20 protein-coding genes and 2 tRNA genes are annotated in these 17,543 nt (G+C 12.4%); 6 read left to right on the top strand and 16 right to left on the bottom strand.

Annotated elements, in window-relative coordinates; all coding sequences use genetic code 11:
• Nucleotides 1–6: 6 nt before the first annotated feature.
• On the bottom strand, nucleotides 7–525 hold the full coding sequence (locus A353_RS00215; RefSeq protein WP_014887198.1) for a glutamine amidotransferase-related protein: 519 nt from the start codon (nucleotides 523–525) through the stop codon (nucleotides 7–9).
• Entirely contained in the window at nucleotides 522–1,757 is a 1,236-nt protein-coding gene (locus A353_RS00210; protein ID WP_014887197.1) for a chorismate-binding protein, read from the bottom strand. Before A353_RS00210 ends, A353_RS00215 begins: the two co-directional genes overlap by 4 nt.
• Here A353_RS00210 and A353_RS00205 point away from each other — a divergent pair.
• Together A353_RS00205 and A353_RS01050 are read left to right on the top strand one after the other, a co-directional pair.
• On the top strand, nucleotides 1,746–3,041 hold the full coding sequence (locus A353_RS00205) for an NAD(P)-binding domain-containing protein (protein ID WP_045118158.1): 1,296 nt from the start codon (nucleotides 1,746–1,748) through the stop codon (nucleotides 3,039–3,041). The genes A353_RS00210 and A353_RS00205 overlap by 12 nt on opposite strands.
• A complete protein-coding gene (locus A353_RS01050; protein ID WP_014887195.1) occupies nucleotides 3,038–3,331 on the top strand; it encodes a hypothetical protein in 294 nt (97 codons plus the stop codon). Before A353_RS00205 ends, A353_RS01050 begins: the two co-directional genes overlap by 4 nt.
• Here A353_RS01050 and A353_RS00200 read toward each other — a convergent pair.
• Both A353_RS00200 and A353_RS00195 read right to left on the bottom strand, forming a co-directional pair.
• Nucleotides 3,323–3,411, bottom strand: a tRNA-Ser gene (locus A353_RS00200). The genes A353_RS01050 and A353_RS00200 overlap by 9 nt on opposite strands.
• Nucleotides 3,412–3,483: transfer RNA gene (locus tag A353_RS00195), tRNA-Gly, on the bottom strand.
• Between the two features lie 98 nt (nucleotides 3,484–3,581).
• Between A353_RS00195 and infA the strand changes: the two genes are divergently transcribed.
• Together infA and A353_RS00185 are read left to right on the top strand one after the other, a co-directional pair.
• Entirely contained in the window at nucleotides 3,582–3,797 is a 216-nt protein-coding gene (gene infA / locus A353_RS00190) for a translation initiation factor IF-1 (RefSeq protein ID WP_014887194.1), read from the top strand.
• On the top strand, nucleotides 3,797–4,660 hold the full coding sequence (locus tag A353_RS00185; protein WP_014887193.1) for a tRNA (5-methylaminomethyl-2-thiouridylate)-methyltransferase: 864 nt from the start codon (nucleotides 3,797–3,799) through the stop codon (nucleotides 4,658–4,660). Before infA ends, A353_RS00185 begins: the two co-directional genes overlap by 1 nt.
• Here A353_RS00185 and A353_RS00180 read toward each other — a convergent pair.
• From A353_RS00180 to A353_RS00160, 5 genes are read right to left on the bottom strand one after another with little or no spacing between them, the layout of a single operon-like run.
• Nucleotides 4,622–5,764, bottom strand: a complete 1,143-nt coding sequence (locus tag A353_RS00180) for an aminotransferase class V-fold PLP-dependent enzyme (RefSeq protein ID WP_014887192.1) — start codon at nucleotides 5,762–5,764, stop codon at nucleotides 4,622–4,624. The two genes, A353_RS00185 and A353_RS00180, sit on opposite strands and share 39 nt — an antisense overlap.
• A complete protein-coding gene (locus A353_RS00175) occupies nucleotides 5,764–6,591 on the bottom strand; it encodes a hypothetical protein (protein WP_014887191.1) in 828 nt (275 codons plus the stop codon). Before A353_RS00175 ends, A353_RS00180 begins: the two co-directional genes overlap by 1 nt.
• Nucleotides 6,582–7,244 (bottom strand): ATP-binding cassette domain-containing protein, encoded by a 663-nt coding sequence (locus A353_RS00170; protein ID WP_014887190.1) that lies wholly within the window; start codon nucleotides 7,242–7,244, stop codon nucleotides 6,582–6,584. The genes A353_RS00175 and A353_RS00170 overlap by 10 nt, the downstream gene beginning before the upstream one ends.
• A complete protein-coding gene (sufB, locus tag A353_RS00165) occupies nucleotides 7,241–8,590 on the bottom strand; it encodes a Fe-S cluster assembly protein SufB (protein ID WP_014887189.1) in 1,350 nt (449 codons plus the stop codon). The genes A353_RS00170 and sufB overlap by 4 nt, the downstream gene beginning before the upstream one ends.
• Nucleotides 8,587–9,786, bottom strand: a complete 1,200-nt coding sequence (locus A353_RS00160; RefSeq protein WP_014887188.1) for an adenylosuccinate synthetase — start codon at nucleotides 9,784–9,786, stop codon at nucleotides 8,587–8,589. The genes sufB and A353_RS00160 overlap by 4 nt, the downstream gene beginning before the upstream one ends.
• 68 nt (nucleotides 9,787–9,854) lie before the next feature.
• Here A353_RS00160 and A353_RS00155 point away from each other — a divergent pair, with 68 nt between their 5' ends.
• A complete protein-coding gene (locus A353_RS00155) occupies nucleotides 9,855–10,379 on the top strand; it encodes a hypothetical protein (protein WP_014887187.1) in 525 nt (174 codons plus the stop codon).
• A gap of 2 nt (nucleotides 10,380–10,381) precedes the next feature.
• Here A353_RS00155 and A353_RS00150 read toward each other — a convergent pair whose 3' ends face one another.
• From A353_RS00150 to rpmE, 6 genes are read right to left on the bottom strand one after another with little or no spacing between them, the layout of a single operon-like run.
• Complete coding sequence (locus A353_RS00150; RefSeq protein WP_014887186.1) at nucleotides 10,382–11,581, bottom strand: serine hydroxymethyltransferase; 1,200 nt, start codon at nucleotides 11,579–11,581, stop codon at nucleotides 10,382–10,384.
• Nucleotides 11,574–11,894 carry a hypothetical protein gene (locus tag A353_RS00145; RefSeq protein ID WP_014887185.1) on the bottom strand — a complete coding sequence of 107 codons (321 nt, stop codon included), beginning with the start codon at nucleotides 11,892–11,894 and terminating at the stop codon, nucleotides 11,574–11,576. Before A353_RS00145 ends, A353_RS00150 begins: the two co-directional genes overlap by 8 nt.
• 57 nt (nucleotides 11,895–11,951) lie before the next feature.
• The gene (ilvD, locus tag A353_RS00140) at nucleotides 11,952–13,595 is read right to left on the bottom strand and encodes a dihydroxy-acid dehydratase (RefSeq protein WP_014887184.1); all 1,644 of its coding nucleotides are present in this window, start codon (nucleotides 13,593–13,595) and stop codon (nucleotides 11,952–11,954) included.
• On the bottom strand, nucleotides 13,585–14,598 hold the full coding sequence (locus A353_RS00135; protein ID WP_014887183.1) for a 3-dehydroquinate synthase family protein: 1,014 nt from the start codon (nucleotides 14,596–14,598) through the stop codon (nucleotides 13,585–13,587). Before A353_RS00135 ends, ilvD begins: the two co-directional genes overlap by 11 nt.
• The gene (locus tag A353_RS00130; RefSeq protein WP_014887182.1) at nucleotides 14,595–15,011 is read right to left on the bottom strand and encodes a hypothetical protein; all 417 of its coding nucleotides are present in this window, start codon (nucleotides 15,009–15,011) and stop codon (nucleotides 14,595–14,597) included. The genes A353_RS00135 and A353_RS00130 overlap by 4 nt, the downstream gene beginning before the upstream one ends.
• On the bottom strand, nucleotides 14,992–15,174 hold the full coding sequence (gene rpmE, locus A353_RS00125) for a 50S ribosomal protein L31 (protein WP_014887181.1): 183 nt from the start codon (nucleotides 15,172–15,174) through the stop codon (nucleotides 14,992–14,994). The genes A353_RS00130 and rpmE overlap by 20 nt, the downstream gene beginning before the upstream one ends.
• On the opposite strand from rpmE, the gene A353_RS00120 reads away from it, so the two are divergent.
• The gene (locus A353_RS00120) at nucleotides 15,173–15,487 is read left to right on the top strand and encodes a phosphoribosyl-ATP pyrophosphatase (RefSeq protein WP_014887180.1); all 315 of its coding nucleotides are present in this window, start codon (nucleotides 15,173–15,175) and stop codon (nucleotides 15,485–15,487) included. The genes rpmE and A353_RS00120 overlap by 2 nt on opposite strands.
• On the opposite strand, the gene A353_RS00115 is transcribed toward A353_RS00120, so the two are convergent.
• Nucleotides 15,484–17,541, bottom strand: a complete 2,058-nt coding sequence (locus A353_RS00115) for a 5-methyltetrahydropteroyltriglutamate--homocysteine S-methyltransferase (protein ID WP_014887179.1) — start codon at nucleotides 17,539–17,541, stop codon at nucleotides 15,484–15,486. The genes A353_RS00120 and A353_RS00115 overlap by 4 nt on opposite strands.
• Between the last annotated feature and the right edge of the window lie 2 nt (nucleotides 17,542–17,543).

Raw genomic sequence — 17,543 nt, 5'->3', positions numbered from 1 at the left:
TTGTTATCAAAAATTATTATTATTAGAAATAATAGATTCAAAATGAAATTGATAACTTTTTATTTTTAATTTTTTATTATAAAATATAAAAAATTCATTTTTATTATTACTTATATTTTTTAAAATATAATTTTTGTTACAAGATAATGAATTATAACTTATTATTTTTTTTTTTAAAAAAATATTATATTTTTTTATATAAAAAAATAAAGATTTATATTGTGCATGATTAAATATATTTAATTTATAAATTTTTGAATTAAAATAACAACATATAATTTGATGACCTAAACATACTCCTAAAAATTTTTTTTTTCCTAAAAATTTATCTAATAAAATAGTAATTAAATTACTGTTTATTACATTATTTGGTCCAGGTCCAATTATAATTATTTTTTCAATTATAAATTTAAAAAAAAAATTTTTAATATTATATGAAATAGAATTTATTTTTAAATTTTTTAAAAATATTTTTTTTATAATATTATAAGAAAAACTATCATAGTTATCTAAAAATAAAATCATTTTATTAAAATTTGTTTTTTTAAAATTGATTCTAACCACTCAAGATAATTAACAGATTTATCTATTACACCAACACCAGATTGTATAATTTTATTATTTTTATATAAAAAAATAATTCTTATTAATATACTAGATTCTAAATTATTTTTATTCATATAATAAAAAATTCCTCCATAAATATTTCTATTTTTTTTTTCTAATTTTTTAATTAATTTAATGCAATTTTTTTTAGGAGAACCGGATAGTGTTCCTGCAGGAAACATATTTTTTATTATATTAAATTTATTTTTATTATAATTTATAAAAAATAATTCTGAAACAATATGAATTAAATTTTTATGATATTCACAAAAAATTAATCTTTTTAAAAAAATTTTTTTAATATTATTTTTAAATAAATCATTTAAACTTAAATCTAATAACATTATATGTTCGGAAATTTCTTTTTTATTTTTATATATTAAATAATTAATATGATTTTTATCTGTAGTGCCAGCTATAGGTTTAGTATAATTATTATTATTTTCTGATTTTATTAAAAATTCAGGAGAATATATTTCTATTTTTGTTTCTTTTAAATTTAAATATAAGTTATATTTTGAAAAAATAATATTTAAATTTTTAAAATAATTTTTAATAAAAATTTTATTTGAAATAACACATTGTGTTAAATTTCCATTTTTTATATTTTTTTTAATTTTACATATATTTTTAAAAAAAATATTTTTTTTAATAAAAAAATTATTTAATATATTTTTTTTAATTATTAAGTTAATAATATATATATTATTTATTTTTATAATTATATAATTTAAATATTTTGAAAAAATAATTAAATCTTTTTTTTTTTTTATAATTTTAAATATTATTATAATATTATTTTTTTTTTTAAAAAAAAAAAAAAAATTAGGAATAAAAAAAAAATTATATTCTATTTTTTTATTTTGAAAAAAATTAAAATTTATGTAATCAAAAAAAGAAAAAATAAATCTATATTTTTTTTTATTTTTAAAAATTTTTTTTTTTAAATAAAAAAAAATATTTTTAGATAAAATATTATTATTATTAAATTTTATAAAAAAATTATTTTTTATATTAATAATAAAATTAAAAATAAATAAAATATTTTTTTGTTTTAATAAAATATAATTTTTATTTATAAAATTTTTTACGAATGAATAAAATTTATTTTTTTTAAATAATAAAAATTTTTTAAATTTATGAAAAATCATGTAGGAATAATTGGTTATGGAGGAATGTCAAAAAATATTACTATTAATCTTATAAAAAAAAATATTTTTGTTTCAATATATAATAAAGAAAAAATTAAATTAAAATTAAAATTTTTCAATATAATTATAATTACAAATTGTTTAAAAAAATTTTTATTTTCTTTACCTAAAATTAAATTAATTTTTATTTTAATTAAAACTGGATTACCAATTAAAATTATTTTAATTAGATTAAAAAAAAAATTATATAAAAAAGATATTGTTATTGATTTTGGTAATTCATTTTATAAAAATACTTATATAAATAATATTTTAATAAATAAAAAATTTATTTTTTTATCTTCTGGTATATCAGGTGGTTGTTCAGGAGCATTATATGGATTATGTTGTATGATAGATTGTAATATAAAACAATATTTTTTAATTAAAAATATTTTAAAAAAAATTTTATTTAAACAAAAAAAAAAATATAGTTGTTGTATTACAATTGGAAAATCAAGTTCTCATTATATTAAAATGATTCATAATGGAATAGAATATGGTATTTTACAACTTATAGCTGAAATATATTTCATTATTAAAATTTTTGTAAAACATAAAAAAAATATAATAAATATTTTATTAAATTGGAAAAATTCAAATATTAATTGTTATTTATTAAAAGTTTTATTAAATATTTTATTAAAAAAAAAAAAAAAAATATGCGATATCGTTGAACAAAAAGGTACTGGAAGAAATACAGTATTAAATTCTTTAAATAATAATATAAATATAAATACTATTTTTGAAGCTTTAATAATTAGAATTATATCAAAAAATATTTTTTTTAGAAATATAATTTTATTTAATAATAAATATATTTTTTTAATAAATTATTCAATATTTTTAGAAAAAATAAAAAATTTTTTTTTTTTTTGTAAATTACAATGTTATATACAAGGTTTTAATCAAATTATTAAAATTAAAAAAAAATATAATTGGAAGTTAAATTTTAATAATTTAATAAAAACATATTTAAATAGTTGTATTATTGATTCTAATATTTTATTATATTTAATAAATTTTAAAAAAAATTTTTTTTTAATAAAAATTTTTTTTTATTATTTAAAAAAAATAAATTCTTTTAAAAAAATAATAATAATATGTTTAAATTTAAATTTATCAATTTTCTTCTGTTTTTCTACATATAATTTTTCATTAATTATAATAAACAAAAATTATAATTTTAAAATAATTCAAATGAAAAGAAATTTTTTTGGAAATCATTTAATTAAATATTTATGATAAAAATTAATTATAAAAATTTGTTTTTTTTAAATAATAAAAAAAAAATAATTTTTTTTTATTCTAAATATAATAATTCAAATTTTTTTTTAAAAAAAAATTTAATTAAAATTGAAAAAAAAATTAAAATTTTTATTTTTTTTATAAAAATTGAAAATAAATTAAAATTTTGTATTGAAAATAATATATTTCAAACTCCTACATTATTTTTTGATTTTAATAAAAAAATAAAAATTACAGGTATTTTAAATATAAAAAATTTATTAAATTTTTTAATTATAAAGAGATAATGGGATTCGAACCCATGAAAATTTTAATAAATTTTTTATGCTTTCCAAGCATACTCTTTAAACCACTCAGACATATCTCTAGCGAAAAACGAGATTCGAACTCGTAGCTTCCACCATGGCAAGGTGAATCTTTACCATTAAGATATTTTCGCTATCTCGTAAGGGAATCGAACCCTTTTTTTCGCCGTGAAAGAGCAAGGTCCTACCTATAGACGAACGAGACAAAAAAAATTATTTATTTTAATAATAAATGAAAAATAATAATACTTTTGAAATGGAAGGTATTGTTATCAATACTATGCCAAATGCAACATTTAAAATTAAATTAGAAAATGGAATTTTAATTAATGCTTTTATTTCTGGTAAAATTAGAAAAAATTTTATTAAAATTATGATTGGTGATAAAGTAAAAATTTTAATGTCTGATTATGATTTAACTAAAGGAAAAATTATACATAGAATTTAATGATTAACATTTTATTAAATTCTGGAGGAAAAGATTCTAATTTTTTTAATTTTAATTTATTTTGTTATAATTTATTTATAAAAATTAATAATTGTTATTCTTATTTTGAACAAAAATATTCTTTTTTAAACAGTAAATATATTAAAAAAAAAATTTTTTATATTTTTTTAAACAAAGAATATTATTATATAATTAATAATTATAAAAAAAATAATATAGATTTTTATTGTAATAAATTAATTAAAATATATTTAATAAAAATAATTTTAAATAAAAAATTATTATTTACTGGTCATTATTTTAAAAAAATAAAAAATTATTTTTTTTCTTCTATTGATCAAAAAAAAGATCAAACTTATTTTTTAAATTATAAAAATAATATATTTTCTATAAATGGTTATTTTAACAAAAAAAAAATATTATTTTTTTCTATAAAAAATAACTTTTTTTGTTCAAAAAAAAAAAATACTACAGGAGTTTGTTTTAAAAAAAAAATAAATTTTTTTTTATATATATTTTTTATTGAAAATAAAATTTTATTTAATATTATTAAAATAAAAAAAAATTTAAATTTAGGAAAAAAATTTTTTAATTTTAAAATTATATATATTAAAAAAAAAATTATTATTATTAGTAAATATAAAGTTAAATATTCAATTATAATTATAAAAAAAATAAATTTAAAAAATATTTTTTTTAAATTAAATTCTCAAAGTTTAAAAAAAAATGGAAAAATAATAAATTTTAAAGGAAAAACATTTTTAATATTTTACAAAAAAAATTTTTTTATAGAAAAAAATAATATTTTAATATTTTATAATGATCTAATAATTAATAATTTTAAAATTAAAAAAAAAAATTAAAAATTTTATTTTTATTATTTCTTTAATTTTATTAAAAAAATTATACGATAATCTACAGTTATTATTATTATTAATAAACATTTTTTTTAAAAAATTACATAAATTATCACATCTTAATATAATTTTATTTAAATCTAAAAAATCATTTAATAATTTATTATTATTTATTTTTAACAAAATTATATTTGTAAAATAAAAATTTTTTTTATAAAAAATTGAAAAAATACTTTTTTTAATATAAAAATTAATAAAAAAAATAATTTTTTTATTTCTTAAATACCATTTTAAAGAATAATAATTAGAATAAATAGAAATTATATTTTGAGTTCCAAAATAAAATTTTTCATCAAAATTTTTAAAAATAAATTTATTTGATAAAAATAAACTTCCTCCTCCAATTAAAATTGGATTAATTTTTGATAAAAAAAAAATTTTACAATACAAAACAGATACTCCTGTTAAAGAATATAATTTATGTAAAGAAAATATTAAAAAATCAATTTTTATTTTTTTTAAATTTATATTTATACTAGAAATAGATTGAGTATTATCTATAAGTGTAATAATATTATTATAATTGCAAATTTTAATTATTTTTTTAAATTTATTTATAACTCCATAATTGTTAGAATTGATATTTATTATGCATAATAATGTATATACATTTAAAAAATTACAAATTATATTTATATATATTTTATTTTTATAATTAGGAAAAATTATTAATTTTAAATTTTTATTTTTTAAAATTTTTAATAATGGTAATATAATAGAATTATGTTCTTTATTAGAAATAATAATTTCATTATTATTTTTAAAAAAATTTTTTAAATTTAAAATAATAAAATTTATAGAAAAAGTTGAATTAAAAAAAAAAATTATTTCTTCTATAAAATTAATATTTAAAATTTTTTTTATTAAAAATTTAATTTTTTTAAAAAAAAAAAAATTTTTTTGTAATAAATTATATTCACCTCTATTTAAATTAAAATTTTTTTTTTGCAATACGTTTATAATTGATTTAAATAATATTTTTGGTTTTTGATTAGTAGAAGAATTATCTAAATAAATTATTTTTTTAAAATTTATTAAAAAATAAAACATCAAAAAACAATTTTTTTAAAAATTTTTTTACTTAAAAAAAAATAATACATATTTTTTTTAAAAATAAAAGATATTTTATGTTTACAAAAAATTTTTTTAGTAAATAAATTTATATTTAAATTTACAAATATAAAATTTTTATTATAAACAATAAATTCTATATTTTGATAAATAAAATTATTTTTTACATTTTTTTTAACTTTTAAATTATTAAAAATAATGAAAAAATTTTTTTTTGAAATTATATAAAAAAATTCTAAACAATAATTATTATTATTATAAATTAAAATAATATTTTTAATTTTAACAAATAAATTATAAATTTTTGATTTAAAATAAAATAAAAAAAAATTTTTTTTAAATAAATAACTTTTAATTTTTTTATTTAAAAATTTTATAATATTTAAAAATAATATAATATTATTAAATTTTAAAAAAAAAAAATTTATTTTATTTAAATTTTTTTTAAAAATAATTTTAGAAAATAAACAAAAAAAATTAGATATAAAAACATTATTTAATTTTAAATAAATTAATGATTTTAATAAAAAAATTTTCAATAATAAAAAATTAAAAATTTTTAATTTTATGTTGTAAATATTGTTTAAAAAAATAATTTTTTTTTCATTTATAAAAAAAAATAAATAAATTTTATTATTATTAAAAAAATTTTTTTTTAAACAATTTAAATTAAAAAATTTTATTTTTTTAAAAAAAATTCTTTTTAAAATTTTAAAAAAAAAATTATTTTTATATTTATTATTATGAAAAAATTTTTTTAATATAAAAAAAAATTTTTTTTTATTATTTAAAAAAGTTAAATACATGATAAAAAACTTATTTTATTTAATTTTATTATTATATAAAAATCTATAAATAAAATATTTTTAATGTTTTTATTATGAGATATAATAACGATATATTTTTTATTTTTTATTTTATTTAAATAATTCATTATAAAAAATAAAGAATTATAATCTAATCCAGAATCAATTTCATCTAATAAAATAAACATTGGATTTATTATTAATAAAAATAAAAATTCATTTTTTTTTTTTTCTCCTCCAGAAAATCCATAGTTATACATTCTATATAAAAGTTTTTTTTTAAAATTTATGTTTTTTATATAAAAATTTAAAATTTTAAAAAAAAATTTATTATTATAGTTAAAAATATTATAACATGTTTTTAAAAAAAAAATATTTTTAATGTTATAAATTTCAATTGGATTTTGATAAGTGAAAAAAATTCCCATTCTTGCAATATAATCTGTTTTATAAAATAAAATATTAGTTTTATTAAAAAATATTTCTCCTAAATAAAGATAATTTTCATCTTTAATAAAAGATTTTATTAAAGTAGATTTTCCGATACCATTATTTCCTATTAAAACATATGTTTTTTTTTTTAAAAAAAAATTTATTTTTTTAAAAATAAAAAATTTTTCACATTTTATAGATAAATTTATAATTTTTATCATATAATAGAATATTTAATTATAGAATTTAATAAATCATTTATTTCTGAAAAAAATTCTAAAGGTAATTTTTTTATTATATCATAACAAAAATTATTTATTAACATGTTATAACATTGAAAATTAAAAATACCTTTACTTTTTAATAAATTAATTTCATTTAAAGAAATTTTAGTTACATTTGCTTCATGTTCTATTAAACAATTACTATTTAAAATTATATTTAATGGAAAAGTAAAAATTTTACCATTATTTATTATAATAGAATCACAAGATGTAAAATTTTTAGAATTATTTGCAAAAATATAATTTTTTACCATACCTCTATAAATTTGTAAAGAATTATTTAATGCTATACTTTTAGAATTAATATAAGAATTACAATTATTACCTAAATAATAAATTTTTGTACCAGTATCAATTTGTTGAAATTTGTTACTAATACTAATTGAATAAAATTCAGAATTACTAAAGTTTCCTTTTAATATAGTAGAAGGATATTTCCATGTTATTGATGATCCTGATTCAATTTGAATCCAAATAATGTTTGATTTATTATTAACACAAATACCTCTTTTTGTAACAAAATTAAAAATACCTTTTTTATTAAATTTATTTCCAGAATACCAATTTTGAACTGTTGAATATTTTATTATAGAATTAGATTTTGATATTAATTCAACAACTGCAGTATGTAATTGAAAATTTTTTTTTTTTGAAGCTGTACATCCTTCTAAATAAGAAATTGAAGAATTATTTTCACAAATAATTAAAGTTCTTTCAAATTGACCAACTTCATCATTTATTCTAAAATATGATGATAATTCAATAGGACAAATTGTATTTTTTGGTATATAAACAAAAGTTCCATCACTAAAAATTGATGAATTTAAACAAGAAAAAAAATTATCATATGGTTTAACAACACTACCTAAATATTTTTTAATAAAAAATTCAAAATTTTTAATTGATTCATTTAAAGAACAAAAAATTATACCTTTTTCTAAAAGTTTTTTTTTCATTGTTGTTTTAACAGAAATAGAATTATAAACAAAATCTATTGCTTTTTTTTTATTAATAATTTTATTAAAAGTTTTTTTTAATGAATAATTATTTTTATTATCATGAAAATTATAATAACAAGAATTTTCAAAAAAAATTTTTTTTAAAAAAAAATTACCCCATTTAGGAAAAATCATTTTTTTTAATATCTTGAAAGAATTTAATCTAAATGATTTTAACCAATTTGGTTCTTTATTAATAAAAGAAATTTCATTTATTAAATTTTCGCAAAATTTTTCTTCAATTTGATATGAATTTATTAAACTATAATAACTATATTTATTCATAAAAAAATTAAATCTTTTTCGTTTTTTCCTATTGAAATAATAATAATAGAAGTATTTGTTACTTTTTCAATAAATCTAATATATAGATGAAAATTTTTTTCATTTTTAAAATATTTTAAATTTATTTTTTTCCAAGAATTAAATATAAAATAATTATTTTTAAAAAAATTATTTTTATAATTAAAAAATTTTATTTTATTAATATTATAATTAATTAATAATTTAATATATTTTATTGTTATTAATGAATCCATTTTTGTTAAAATTAAATTTGAAATATTATTTATTTTAATCATTTCTTTTAATAAAAATAAATCATTCCAACCAGAATTTCTTAATCTTAATGAATTTGTTCCAAATTCTTTATTTATATAAGAAAAAAAAAAATTTTTTTTTTTATTTAATTTAGTGTTTAAATTTCCATTACCTACTCTAGTTGAAAAAGATTTAATTATACCAATAAATTTTAAATTATTTAAATAAAAATTTGAATTAATAAAAATAGATTTATTTATTATATTTGAATTTGTAACAAAAGGAAAAGTACCATTATTAAAATCCAACATAACACCTTGCGCGCTTTCGAATATTTTATTAATTTTAAAATTAATAATATAATTATTATTAACAATATTTTTTTTAATAATTTCAATCATAATTTTTATTTTTTTTAATAAAAAAAATAAAAATATTTTTAATTTAATTTTAAAAAAAATAAAAATTATATTATAAAAAAATAAATTTTTTTTTAATATTTTTAAAAAATATAAACAAAATATATTTCTTATATTAAAACTACATTTAATAGATTTTCTTAAATTTATTATACTAATACCATTAAAAGTAGTTCCTATTTTTATAATTTTATCAATTAAAAAATCTATAAATTCATCTATTTTATTTATAATAAATACATTTTTTGATATAAAAATATTATTAAAATTTATTTTTATTTCTTTTAATAAATTTTCTATTAAAATATAAATATTATTAGATAATAAAGAAATACAATATTTTTTAAAAACACCAGATGGTAAAATTTTAATAATTTTTTTTTTATTATTTTTATAAATAGTATGACCTGCATTATGTCCTCCATTATATCTTATAATTAAATTACTAAAATTTGAAAAAAAATCTATTATTTTACCTTTACCTTCATCTCCCCATTGTAAACCTATTAATGATAAATTCATATTTTTTTAATTTTTTTTTTTTATAAAAAAAATATAAAAAATAACCATTATTAATTATTAATTTATTCATGATAAAATTTTTATTTGATTATGATAATACAATCTTAAATTGTGATAGTGAATACATTTGGAATAAAATATTAGATAAAATATTAATTTTTAAAAAAAATAAAGTTAATATTTTTTTTTATAAATTATATAATAATAAAATAATTAATAATAATTGTTTTTGTAATTTTTTAAAAAAAAATTATTTTAAAGTAAAAAAAATTAAAATAATATATAATTATATAATAAAAATATTTAATAATAAAAATTTTTTTTATAAAAAAAGTATTTCTACAACTACTAATTTTATACTTATTAAAAATAAGAAAAAAATTTTTAATTGTTATTGTTATTGTAATAATTATAAAATAATAAATTTCAATTATAAAAAAATTTTAAATTTTAAAAAAAAAAAAAATATTTTTATATCAGATTCAATAAATGATATTTTTTTTTTTTTTTTTAACAAAAAAAACATTATATATAATTCTGATAAATTTTTATATTTTTTAAATAATATAATTTTAAATAATAATATTTATTAAAATTATTTATAAATAGGAAATTTGTCACAAATAAAATTTATTTTTTCTTTATAACAAATATTATTTTCAATTATATCACATATAATATTAGCTAAAAATTCAACTTCTAAATTTTTCATTTTTCTAGTAGTTATAGCTGATAATCCTATTCTTATAGCGCTAGGATTTATTGAATTTTTATTATCATTAGGAAAAAAATTTTTATTTAATAAAATACCATTTTTTTCTAATTTTTTTTCAATTTTTAAACTAAATTTATTTTTTAAATGTATAACAAACATATGATTAATTGTATTTAAATTTAAAGATTTATAACCTCTATATAAAAATACTTTTAACATAATTTTTGAATTAATTAAAATTTGTTTATTATAATTAATAAAATTAAAATTATTTGATTCTTTAAAAGATATAAATTTTGAAATAATTAAATTTCCAATACAACCACCTTGTTGACCAGGAAAAACAGATGAATTAATTTTTTTAAAATATTTATTATTATTTGTTAATATTATTCCTCCTTTTGTTCCTCTTAAAGTTTTATGTGTAGTAGAAGTTACAATATCACTATTTTTAATTGGATTATCAATTAATCCAGAACATATAAAACCAGAGATATGACTAATATCTGATAATAAAAAACAATTATTTTTTTTTGATATATATTGTAAATACTTCCAATCAATATTAGATTGATAACAAGAATATCCTACAATAATTAATTTTGGTTTTTCTTTTTTTATTAATAATTCAATATTGTTATTATTTAATAAATTATTTTTATCTAAACAATAATTTATAATTTTAAATATAACTCCAGAAAAATTTTTTTTAAAACCATGAGAAAGATGTCCACCAGATTTTAAATCTAAAGATAAAATTTTATCATTTTTTTGTAATAAAGTTTGAAAAGCAGAAAAATTTGCTTGAACTCCTGAATGAGGTTGAATATTAGAATATTTTGAAGAAAATAATAATTGAGACTCAATTATTGATTTAATTTCAAAAAAATCAAATAATTTACATCCTGAATAATATCTATTAAATGGATATCCTTCTATATATTTATTAATAAAACAAGATGAAGAATATATTATTGAAGCAATACTTGAATAATTTTCAGATGCTATTAAATTTATTTTTTTATTTTGTTTAATAGATTCTATTTTTAATAAATTTAAAAAATTATAAAAATTATTCATATAATAAATACATAAAAAAAATAAAAATATTTTCCATTATATTATTTTTTGGAATAATATTTAAATTATCTTTTTTTTTATTTTCTATAAAATTATCTAAATAAAGAAAAATAAATATATTATTTATTAATAATTTATAATATATAATATATAATAATATTTTTAAAAAAAAATTTTTTTTCATACAATTTAATATTTTATTAATTATTTTTATAAAAATAATAAAAACTATTTCTAAATTTTTTTTAATTTCATTTTTTTTTATATATAATAAAGTTTCTTTAAAAAATATTTTTAATAAGTTGTTTTTCATAATTTTTTATTGTTTTTTATAAATAATATTATTAATTAATTTTTTTTATATAAATAATTAATAATCAAAACTTGCACCTTTAGAGGAATCTAATGAATTTTTTCTGTATAAATTCAATATACCGAACGAAATTTTACTATAATTAAAAAAAAATTTTTTTCTATTATTGATATTGTTATTATTCACAAAAAATATTATATTATTATTAATAGTATCAATCATTAAAATATCATTTTCTTTTAAAATTGAAATTTCACCTTTATTATAAGCTTCTGGTGATATATGACCTACAACAAATCCATGACTACCACCTGAAAATCTACCATCAGTAATTAACGCTATATCTTTTTTTACACCTATTCCAATTAAAGCAGATGTAGGTGTTAACATCTCTCTCATACCTGGACCACCTTTAGGTCCTTCAAATCTAATAACAATTATTGTTTTTTTATAAATTTTTTTTTTATATATATATTCAATAGATTCTTCTTCTGAATTAAAAATTTTACTTTTTCCAAAAAATATTTCTCCTTCTTTTCCAGATATTTTTGATATACATCCATTTTTAGATAAATTACCAAATAAAATTTTTATTTGATTTGTTTTTTTTAAAGGAAAATTTATATTTTTTAAAATTTTATTAACATAATTATTTTTAATATTTTTTAAATTTTCCTTTAATGAATTACCAGTTATTGTTAAACAATCACCATCTAATAATTTTATTTCTAATAAAAATTTTAAAAATTTTTGTATACCTCCACAATTAATTAAATCAGAAATAAAAAATATACCACTAGGTTTTAAATCTGAAATTGTTGGTAAATTATTTGTTATTGATTTTATATCGTATAATGATATTTTAATATTTAAACTATTAGCAATACTTAATAAATGTAAAATACAATTTGTTGAACCTCCTAATAAAGAAATTACTTTAATAGCGTTTAATATTGATTTATAAGTAATAATATCTTTAATTTTAATATTTTTTTTTAATAAATTAAATATAATTTTTCCAGAATTAATACAATTTATAATTTTATTTATAGATTGAGCGTTTTGTAATGAACTATTTGGTAAACTAATTCCAATTATTTCAGATGCAATTGCCATTGAATTTGCTGTATACATACCACTACATGAACCGGAACCTATAATTGAATTTTTTTCAATGTTTAATAATTGATTTTCATTTATTTTTTTAGAATAATATTTTCCTAATGATTCAAAAACTGATATTATATCAGTTCTATTTTTACCTGGTAAAATAGTTCCAGAATAAATAAATATTGAAGGCAAATTTAATTTACACATACCTAAAATACAACCTGGTATATTTTTATCACAACCTCCTATACTTATTATAGAATCAAAATTTTGTGCATTACAAACTGTTTCAATAGAAGATGAAATAATTTCTCTAGATAATAAAGAGTATTTCATTCCTAAATTACCATTTGAGATACCATCTGAAACTGTAATTGTATTAAAAATTGTTCCTTTACAATATTTATTAACTCCATATTCAGTTGCTTTTGAAAGAATATTAATATGATTATTACAAGGAGTTATATTACTCCAAGTTGAAGCTATTCCAACTTGATATTTTAAAAAATCATTACTTTTATATCCAACAGCTCTTAACATAGCCCTATTTGCCGCTCTTTCAGGCCATTTCGTTATTAAATTAGATTTCATAAAATTTTTTTAAAAAAAATAATAAATGATTTTTTTTTATATTTTTTTTAACACAATTACCAATGTTTTTTATTAAAATAAAATTTATTTTATTGTTAAATTTTTTATCTAAAATTATTTTATTAATCATTTTTTTAGAAAAAAATAAAGAATTTTTTATAAAAAAATTTAATTTTAAGAATAAAAAAATATTTTTTTTTAAAATATTTAAATTTAATTTATAATAATAACTTGATAAAAAATAACAAAATATTATTCCTATAGTTACAGATTTTCCATGAGAAAAATTAATAATTTTATTATTTTCTATACAATGAGCATAAGTATGACCTAAATTTAATATTGATCTATAATTAAATTCATAATAATCTTGTGAAATTATTTTACTTTTAATATAACAAGATCTTGATATAATTTTTTTTATATTTTTTTTTTTATAAATATAAAAAAAAAATTTTTTATTATTAATAATTGAATATTTAATTATTTCTGAATAACCATCAAAAAATTCATTTTTTTTCATAAAAAAAATTATATTATAATTTATATAAATATAAATAGGATTGTTTATTATCCCAATACTATTTTTTGAAAAAAAATTAACAGCATTTTTACCCCCAATTGAAGAATCAATTTGAGATAATAAAGTTGTTGGAAATATAGAAAAAGATATTCCTCTAAAATAACTTGAACAAACAAAACCAATTATATCTCCCAATACACCACCTCCAAAAATTGTAATTAAAAAATTTTTATTAATATTTTTTTTAATCATATATTTCCATATTATTTTTAAAGTATTTATATTTTTATATTTTTCACCAAACGGAATAATAACAAATTTAAATTTTTTTATTTTTTTTTTAAAAATACTAAATAATAATATATAAATATTATAATCTATTATTATAAAAATATTATTTTTTTTAAAAATATTAATATTAAAATAACTATTAATGTATATATTTGTTAAAAATTTTTTTTTAGTTTTTATTATTTTCATATTAAATTACAATTTTTGCATTTATTTAAAATAAAATTATTTAATTTTAAATAATATTTTTTTCTTATACAAAATCTTAATTTTAAATATTTTTTTGATTTTAAAGTTGGTCTATTATAATTATCAAAAATTATTCTTTTTATTTGATTAAAAATTATATTATTTTTAAATATTAATAAATTTAAAAAAAAAATTTCACTTCCACCACCTAAAAAAATTTTTTTTTTTATATTTAAAATAATTAAAATAATTTTTTTTTCTAAAATTCTAAAAAAAAATTCAAAACATAAATTAATATTTTTATATTTTATAAGTAAATCTATATCAATATTATTATTTTTATATTTTTTAAACAAAAAAGTTTTTCCTGAACAAGAATCTCCATAAATAATTTTATTTAAAAAATTTTTCATATTTTTTATTAAATTTTTTAATTTTTTCAGAATTATCAGAAAAATTTTTTTTCTTTGTATAATATGGATGACAATTATTACAAATATTAATATTTAAATTATTTTTATAAGAAGAAAATAAAAAAAATTTTTCTTTACATATACAATTAAAAAAAATTTTCATGATAAAAATATTAAAACTAATTAAAAAAAAAATAAATGTAGGGAAATCATATTCATTATTTATATTGAAAAACAATTTAAATTTTTTAATAAAAAAAATTTTTGAAGAATTAAATGAAATCTATTTTTCTTTTATTAATTATAAAAAAAATAAAAATTGTTTTTTTAAATATGATTTATTAAAAGAAATTTGTGATTTTATATATCATTTTAATTTATTTTTAATATATAATAATATTTCTTATTTCGATATAGAAAAAGAATTGTTAAGAAGAAATAAAATATCTGGAGAAAAAGAAAAAAAAAATCGTTAAAAATTATTTTTAATAGAAATTAAAATTTTATTTATATTAATTAAAGAATGATTTAACTCATACCAATTTCTAGTTTTTAAACCACAATCTGGATTTATTAAAGATTTAATAGGATTAATAATTTTTAAGAAATTAAAAAAATTTTTTTTTAAATTGTATTTATTAATTATAACAGGACTATGAACATCATAAATACCAGCTCCTAAATTTAAATTTATCAATTTAAATATTTTTAAATTATTAAAATTTTCTCTAGTAGATTCTATAGTTAAAGTATTAATATTTATTTTTTTAATAAAATTTATTACATCATCAAATAATGAATAACAAATATGAGAATGTATTTCATTATTTTTTTTTATAAATTTAGTGCAATTATTAAAACAAAATAAAAAATTATTAATTTCTAATTTCCAATTATTTTTATTAATTGGTAAACATTCTTTAATTGTTGGTTCATCAATTTGAAATATATTAAATTTTTTTTGTAAATTTAAAATTTCTAAATTTATTATGTTTGACAATTTTAAACAATAAAAAAATTTTATTTTTTCATTAAAAAAAGACCATTTTAATATTGTAATTGGTCCAGTTAAAATTATTTTTATTTTTTTTTTAGTAATAGAATTTGAAAAAAAAAACCAATTTTCTGTAATATTATTACCATTTTCAATATTTAAAATAATAGGAGGTTTTACATATCTAGTCCCATAACTTTGAACCCATCCATTTAAAGTTATATCAATTCCTTTAATATTTTTTGAAAAATATTCTACCATATCTGTTCTTTCTAATTCTCCATGAGTTAAAATTTTATAATTAAATTTTATTTGTTTCAAAAAACATAAATAAATATTTTCTTTTAATATATTATTATATTCTATTTTATTAATTAAAAAAAATTTTTTTTGTTTTCTAGAAATTTTTATTTCTTTATTTTGAGGAAAAGATCCAATAGTATTATTTATAAAAATTTTATTATTATATTTATTATTTTTTTTTTCAATTTTATTAATATTTGTTTCTAATAAAATTTTTTTTTTATATATTTTGAAATTAATTAAATATAATAAATCATAACTGTTAATTTTTTTAATTAATAATTTATTTAATAATTTTAATTCATTTATTTTTTGAAAAAAAAAAGATAAATATTTTTTATTAAAAAATTTTTCTATATTTAAATTATAAGGTAAAAATTTACAATTTGTTATTGATAAATTATTATTTTTAATATTTTTTATTAAATATAATATATTAATTTTATTTAAATTATTTTCAATAGCAAAAAAAAAATTTTTTTCATTAAAAATATAATTAGTTATAATATTTATATTAAGATAAATTTTTTTTAATAAACTAATATTATTTAAATTTATTTCAAAAATTGAATTTATACTAAAATTTAAATTTAAATTATTATAAAATATTAAAAATAATTTTTTCCAATTATTATTTAATTTTAAGCATAATATTGGTTCTTCAAATTGAAAATTAAAATTCTTTAAATTATTAATTTTTTTTATTATTAATAAATATATTTCAAACAATTTTTTAAAATTATGTTTTTGATTTATAGATAAAAATAAATAACTTATAGGTCCAATAATTGTTATTGTTGTTTTAATTCCATTTTTTAAAAAAAATAATAAATCATTTATAAATAAATTACTATTTAATTTTAAATTATTATAATTGTTTGGTATAATATAATGATAATTAGTATTAAAAAATTTAGTCATTTTTTGAGGTATAATTTTATTATTACCTCTTGCAAAAAAAAAATATTCTTTTTTTTTTATTATTTTATTATAATCAACAGAATTAATTAAACAACTTATATCTAAAATAGAATCATACATGCTAAAATCTCCTATAATTATATTTTTAAAATTATTAATAACTTGAAATAAAATTTTTTCAATTTTTATTTTTTTTATTGTCATTAATAAAATTTTATAATTTTCAATATTTTCTTTTTTCCAATATTTTTCAGTGATTTTTTTTAATTCTCTATATTTTCCAATATTAGGAGAATTAATATAAGATATCATTT

The organism is Candidatus Carsonella ruddii HC isolate Thao2000 (assembly GCF_000287275.1).
Note: the sequence above shows the minus strand (reverse complement) of the source record. Positions and strands in the feature narration are given on the sequence as shown.

Coding starts and splice junctions, on each gene's coding strand:
- A353_RS00215 (WP_014887198.1), bottom strand. CDS start 525: ATGATTTTATTTTTAGATAACTATGATAGTTTTTCTTATAATATTATA.
- A353_RS00205 (WP_045118158.1), top strand. CDS start 1,746: ATGAAAAATCATGTAGGAATAATTGGTTATGGAGGAATGTCAAAAAAT.
- A353_RS00210 (WP_014887197.1), bottom strand. CDS start 1,757: ATGATTTTTCATAAATTTAAAAAATTTTTATTATTTAAAAAAAATAAA.
- A353_RS01050 (WP_014887195.1), top strand. CDS start 3,038: ATGATAAAAATTAATTATAAAAATTTGTTTTTTTTAAATAATAAAAAA.
- infA (WP_014887194.1), top strand. CDS start 3,582: ATGAAAAATAATAATACTTTTGAAATGGAAGGTATTGTTATCAATACT.
- A353_RS00185 (WP_014887193.1), top strand. CDS start 3,797: ATGATTAACATTTTATTAAATTCTGGAGGAAAAGATTCTAATTTTTTT.
- A353_RS00180 (WP_014887192.1), bottom strand. CDS start 5,764: ATGTTTTATTTTTTAATAAATTTTAAAAAAATAATTTATTTAGATAAT.
- A353_RS00175 (WP_014887191.1), bottom strand. CDS start 6,591: ATGTATTTAACTTTTTTAAATAATAAAAAAAAATTTTTTTTTATATTA.
- A353_RS00170 (WP_014887190.1), bottom strand. CDS start 7,244: ATGATAAAAATTATAAATTTATCTATAAAATGTGAAAAATTTTTTATT.
- sufB (WP_014887189.1), bottom strand. CDS start 8,590: ATGAATAAATATAGTTATTATAGTTTAATAAATTCATATCAAATTGAA.
- A353_RS00160 (WP_014887188.1), bottom strand. CDS start 9,786: ATGAATTTATCATTAATAGGTTTACAATGGGGAGATGAAGGTAAAGGT.
- A353_RS00155 (WP_014887187.1), top strand. CDS start 9,855: ATGATAAAATTTTTATTTGATTATGATAATACAATCTTAAATTGTGAT.
- A353_RS00150 (WP_014887186.1), bottom strand. CDS start 11,581: ATGAATAATTTTTATAATTTTTTAAATTTATTAAAAATAGAATCTATT.
- A353_RS00145 (WP_014887185.1), bottom strand. CDS start 11,894: ATGAAAAACAACTTATTAAAAATATTTTTTAAAGAAACTTTATTATAT.
- ilvD (WP_014887184.1), bottom strand. CDS start 13,595: ATGAAATCTAATTTAATAACGAAATGGCCTGAAAGAGCGGCAAATAGG.
- A353_RS00135 (WP_014887183.1), bottom strand. CDS start 14,598: ATGAAAATAATAAAAACTAAAAAAAAATTTTTAACAAATATATACATT.
- A353_RS00130 (WP_014887182.1), bottom strand. CDS start 15,011: ATGAAAAATTTTTTAAATAAAATTATTTATGGAGATTCTTGTTCAGGA.
- A353_RS00120 (WP_014887180.1), top strand. CDS start 15,173: ATGATAAAAATATTAAAACTAATTAAAAAAAAAATAAATGTAGGGAAA.
- rpmE (WP_014887181.1), bottom strand. CDS start 15,174: ATGAAAATTTTTTTTAATTGTATATGTAAAGAAAAATTTTTTTTATTT.
- A353_RS00115 (WP_014887179.1), bottom strand. CDS start 17,541: ATGATATCTTATATTAATTCTCCTAATATTGGAAAATATAGAGAATTA.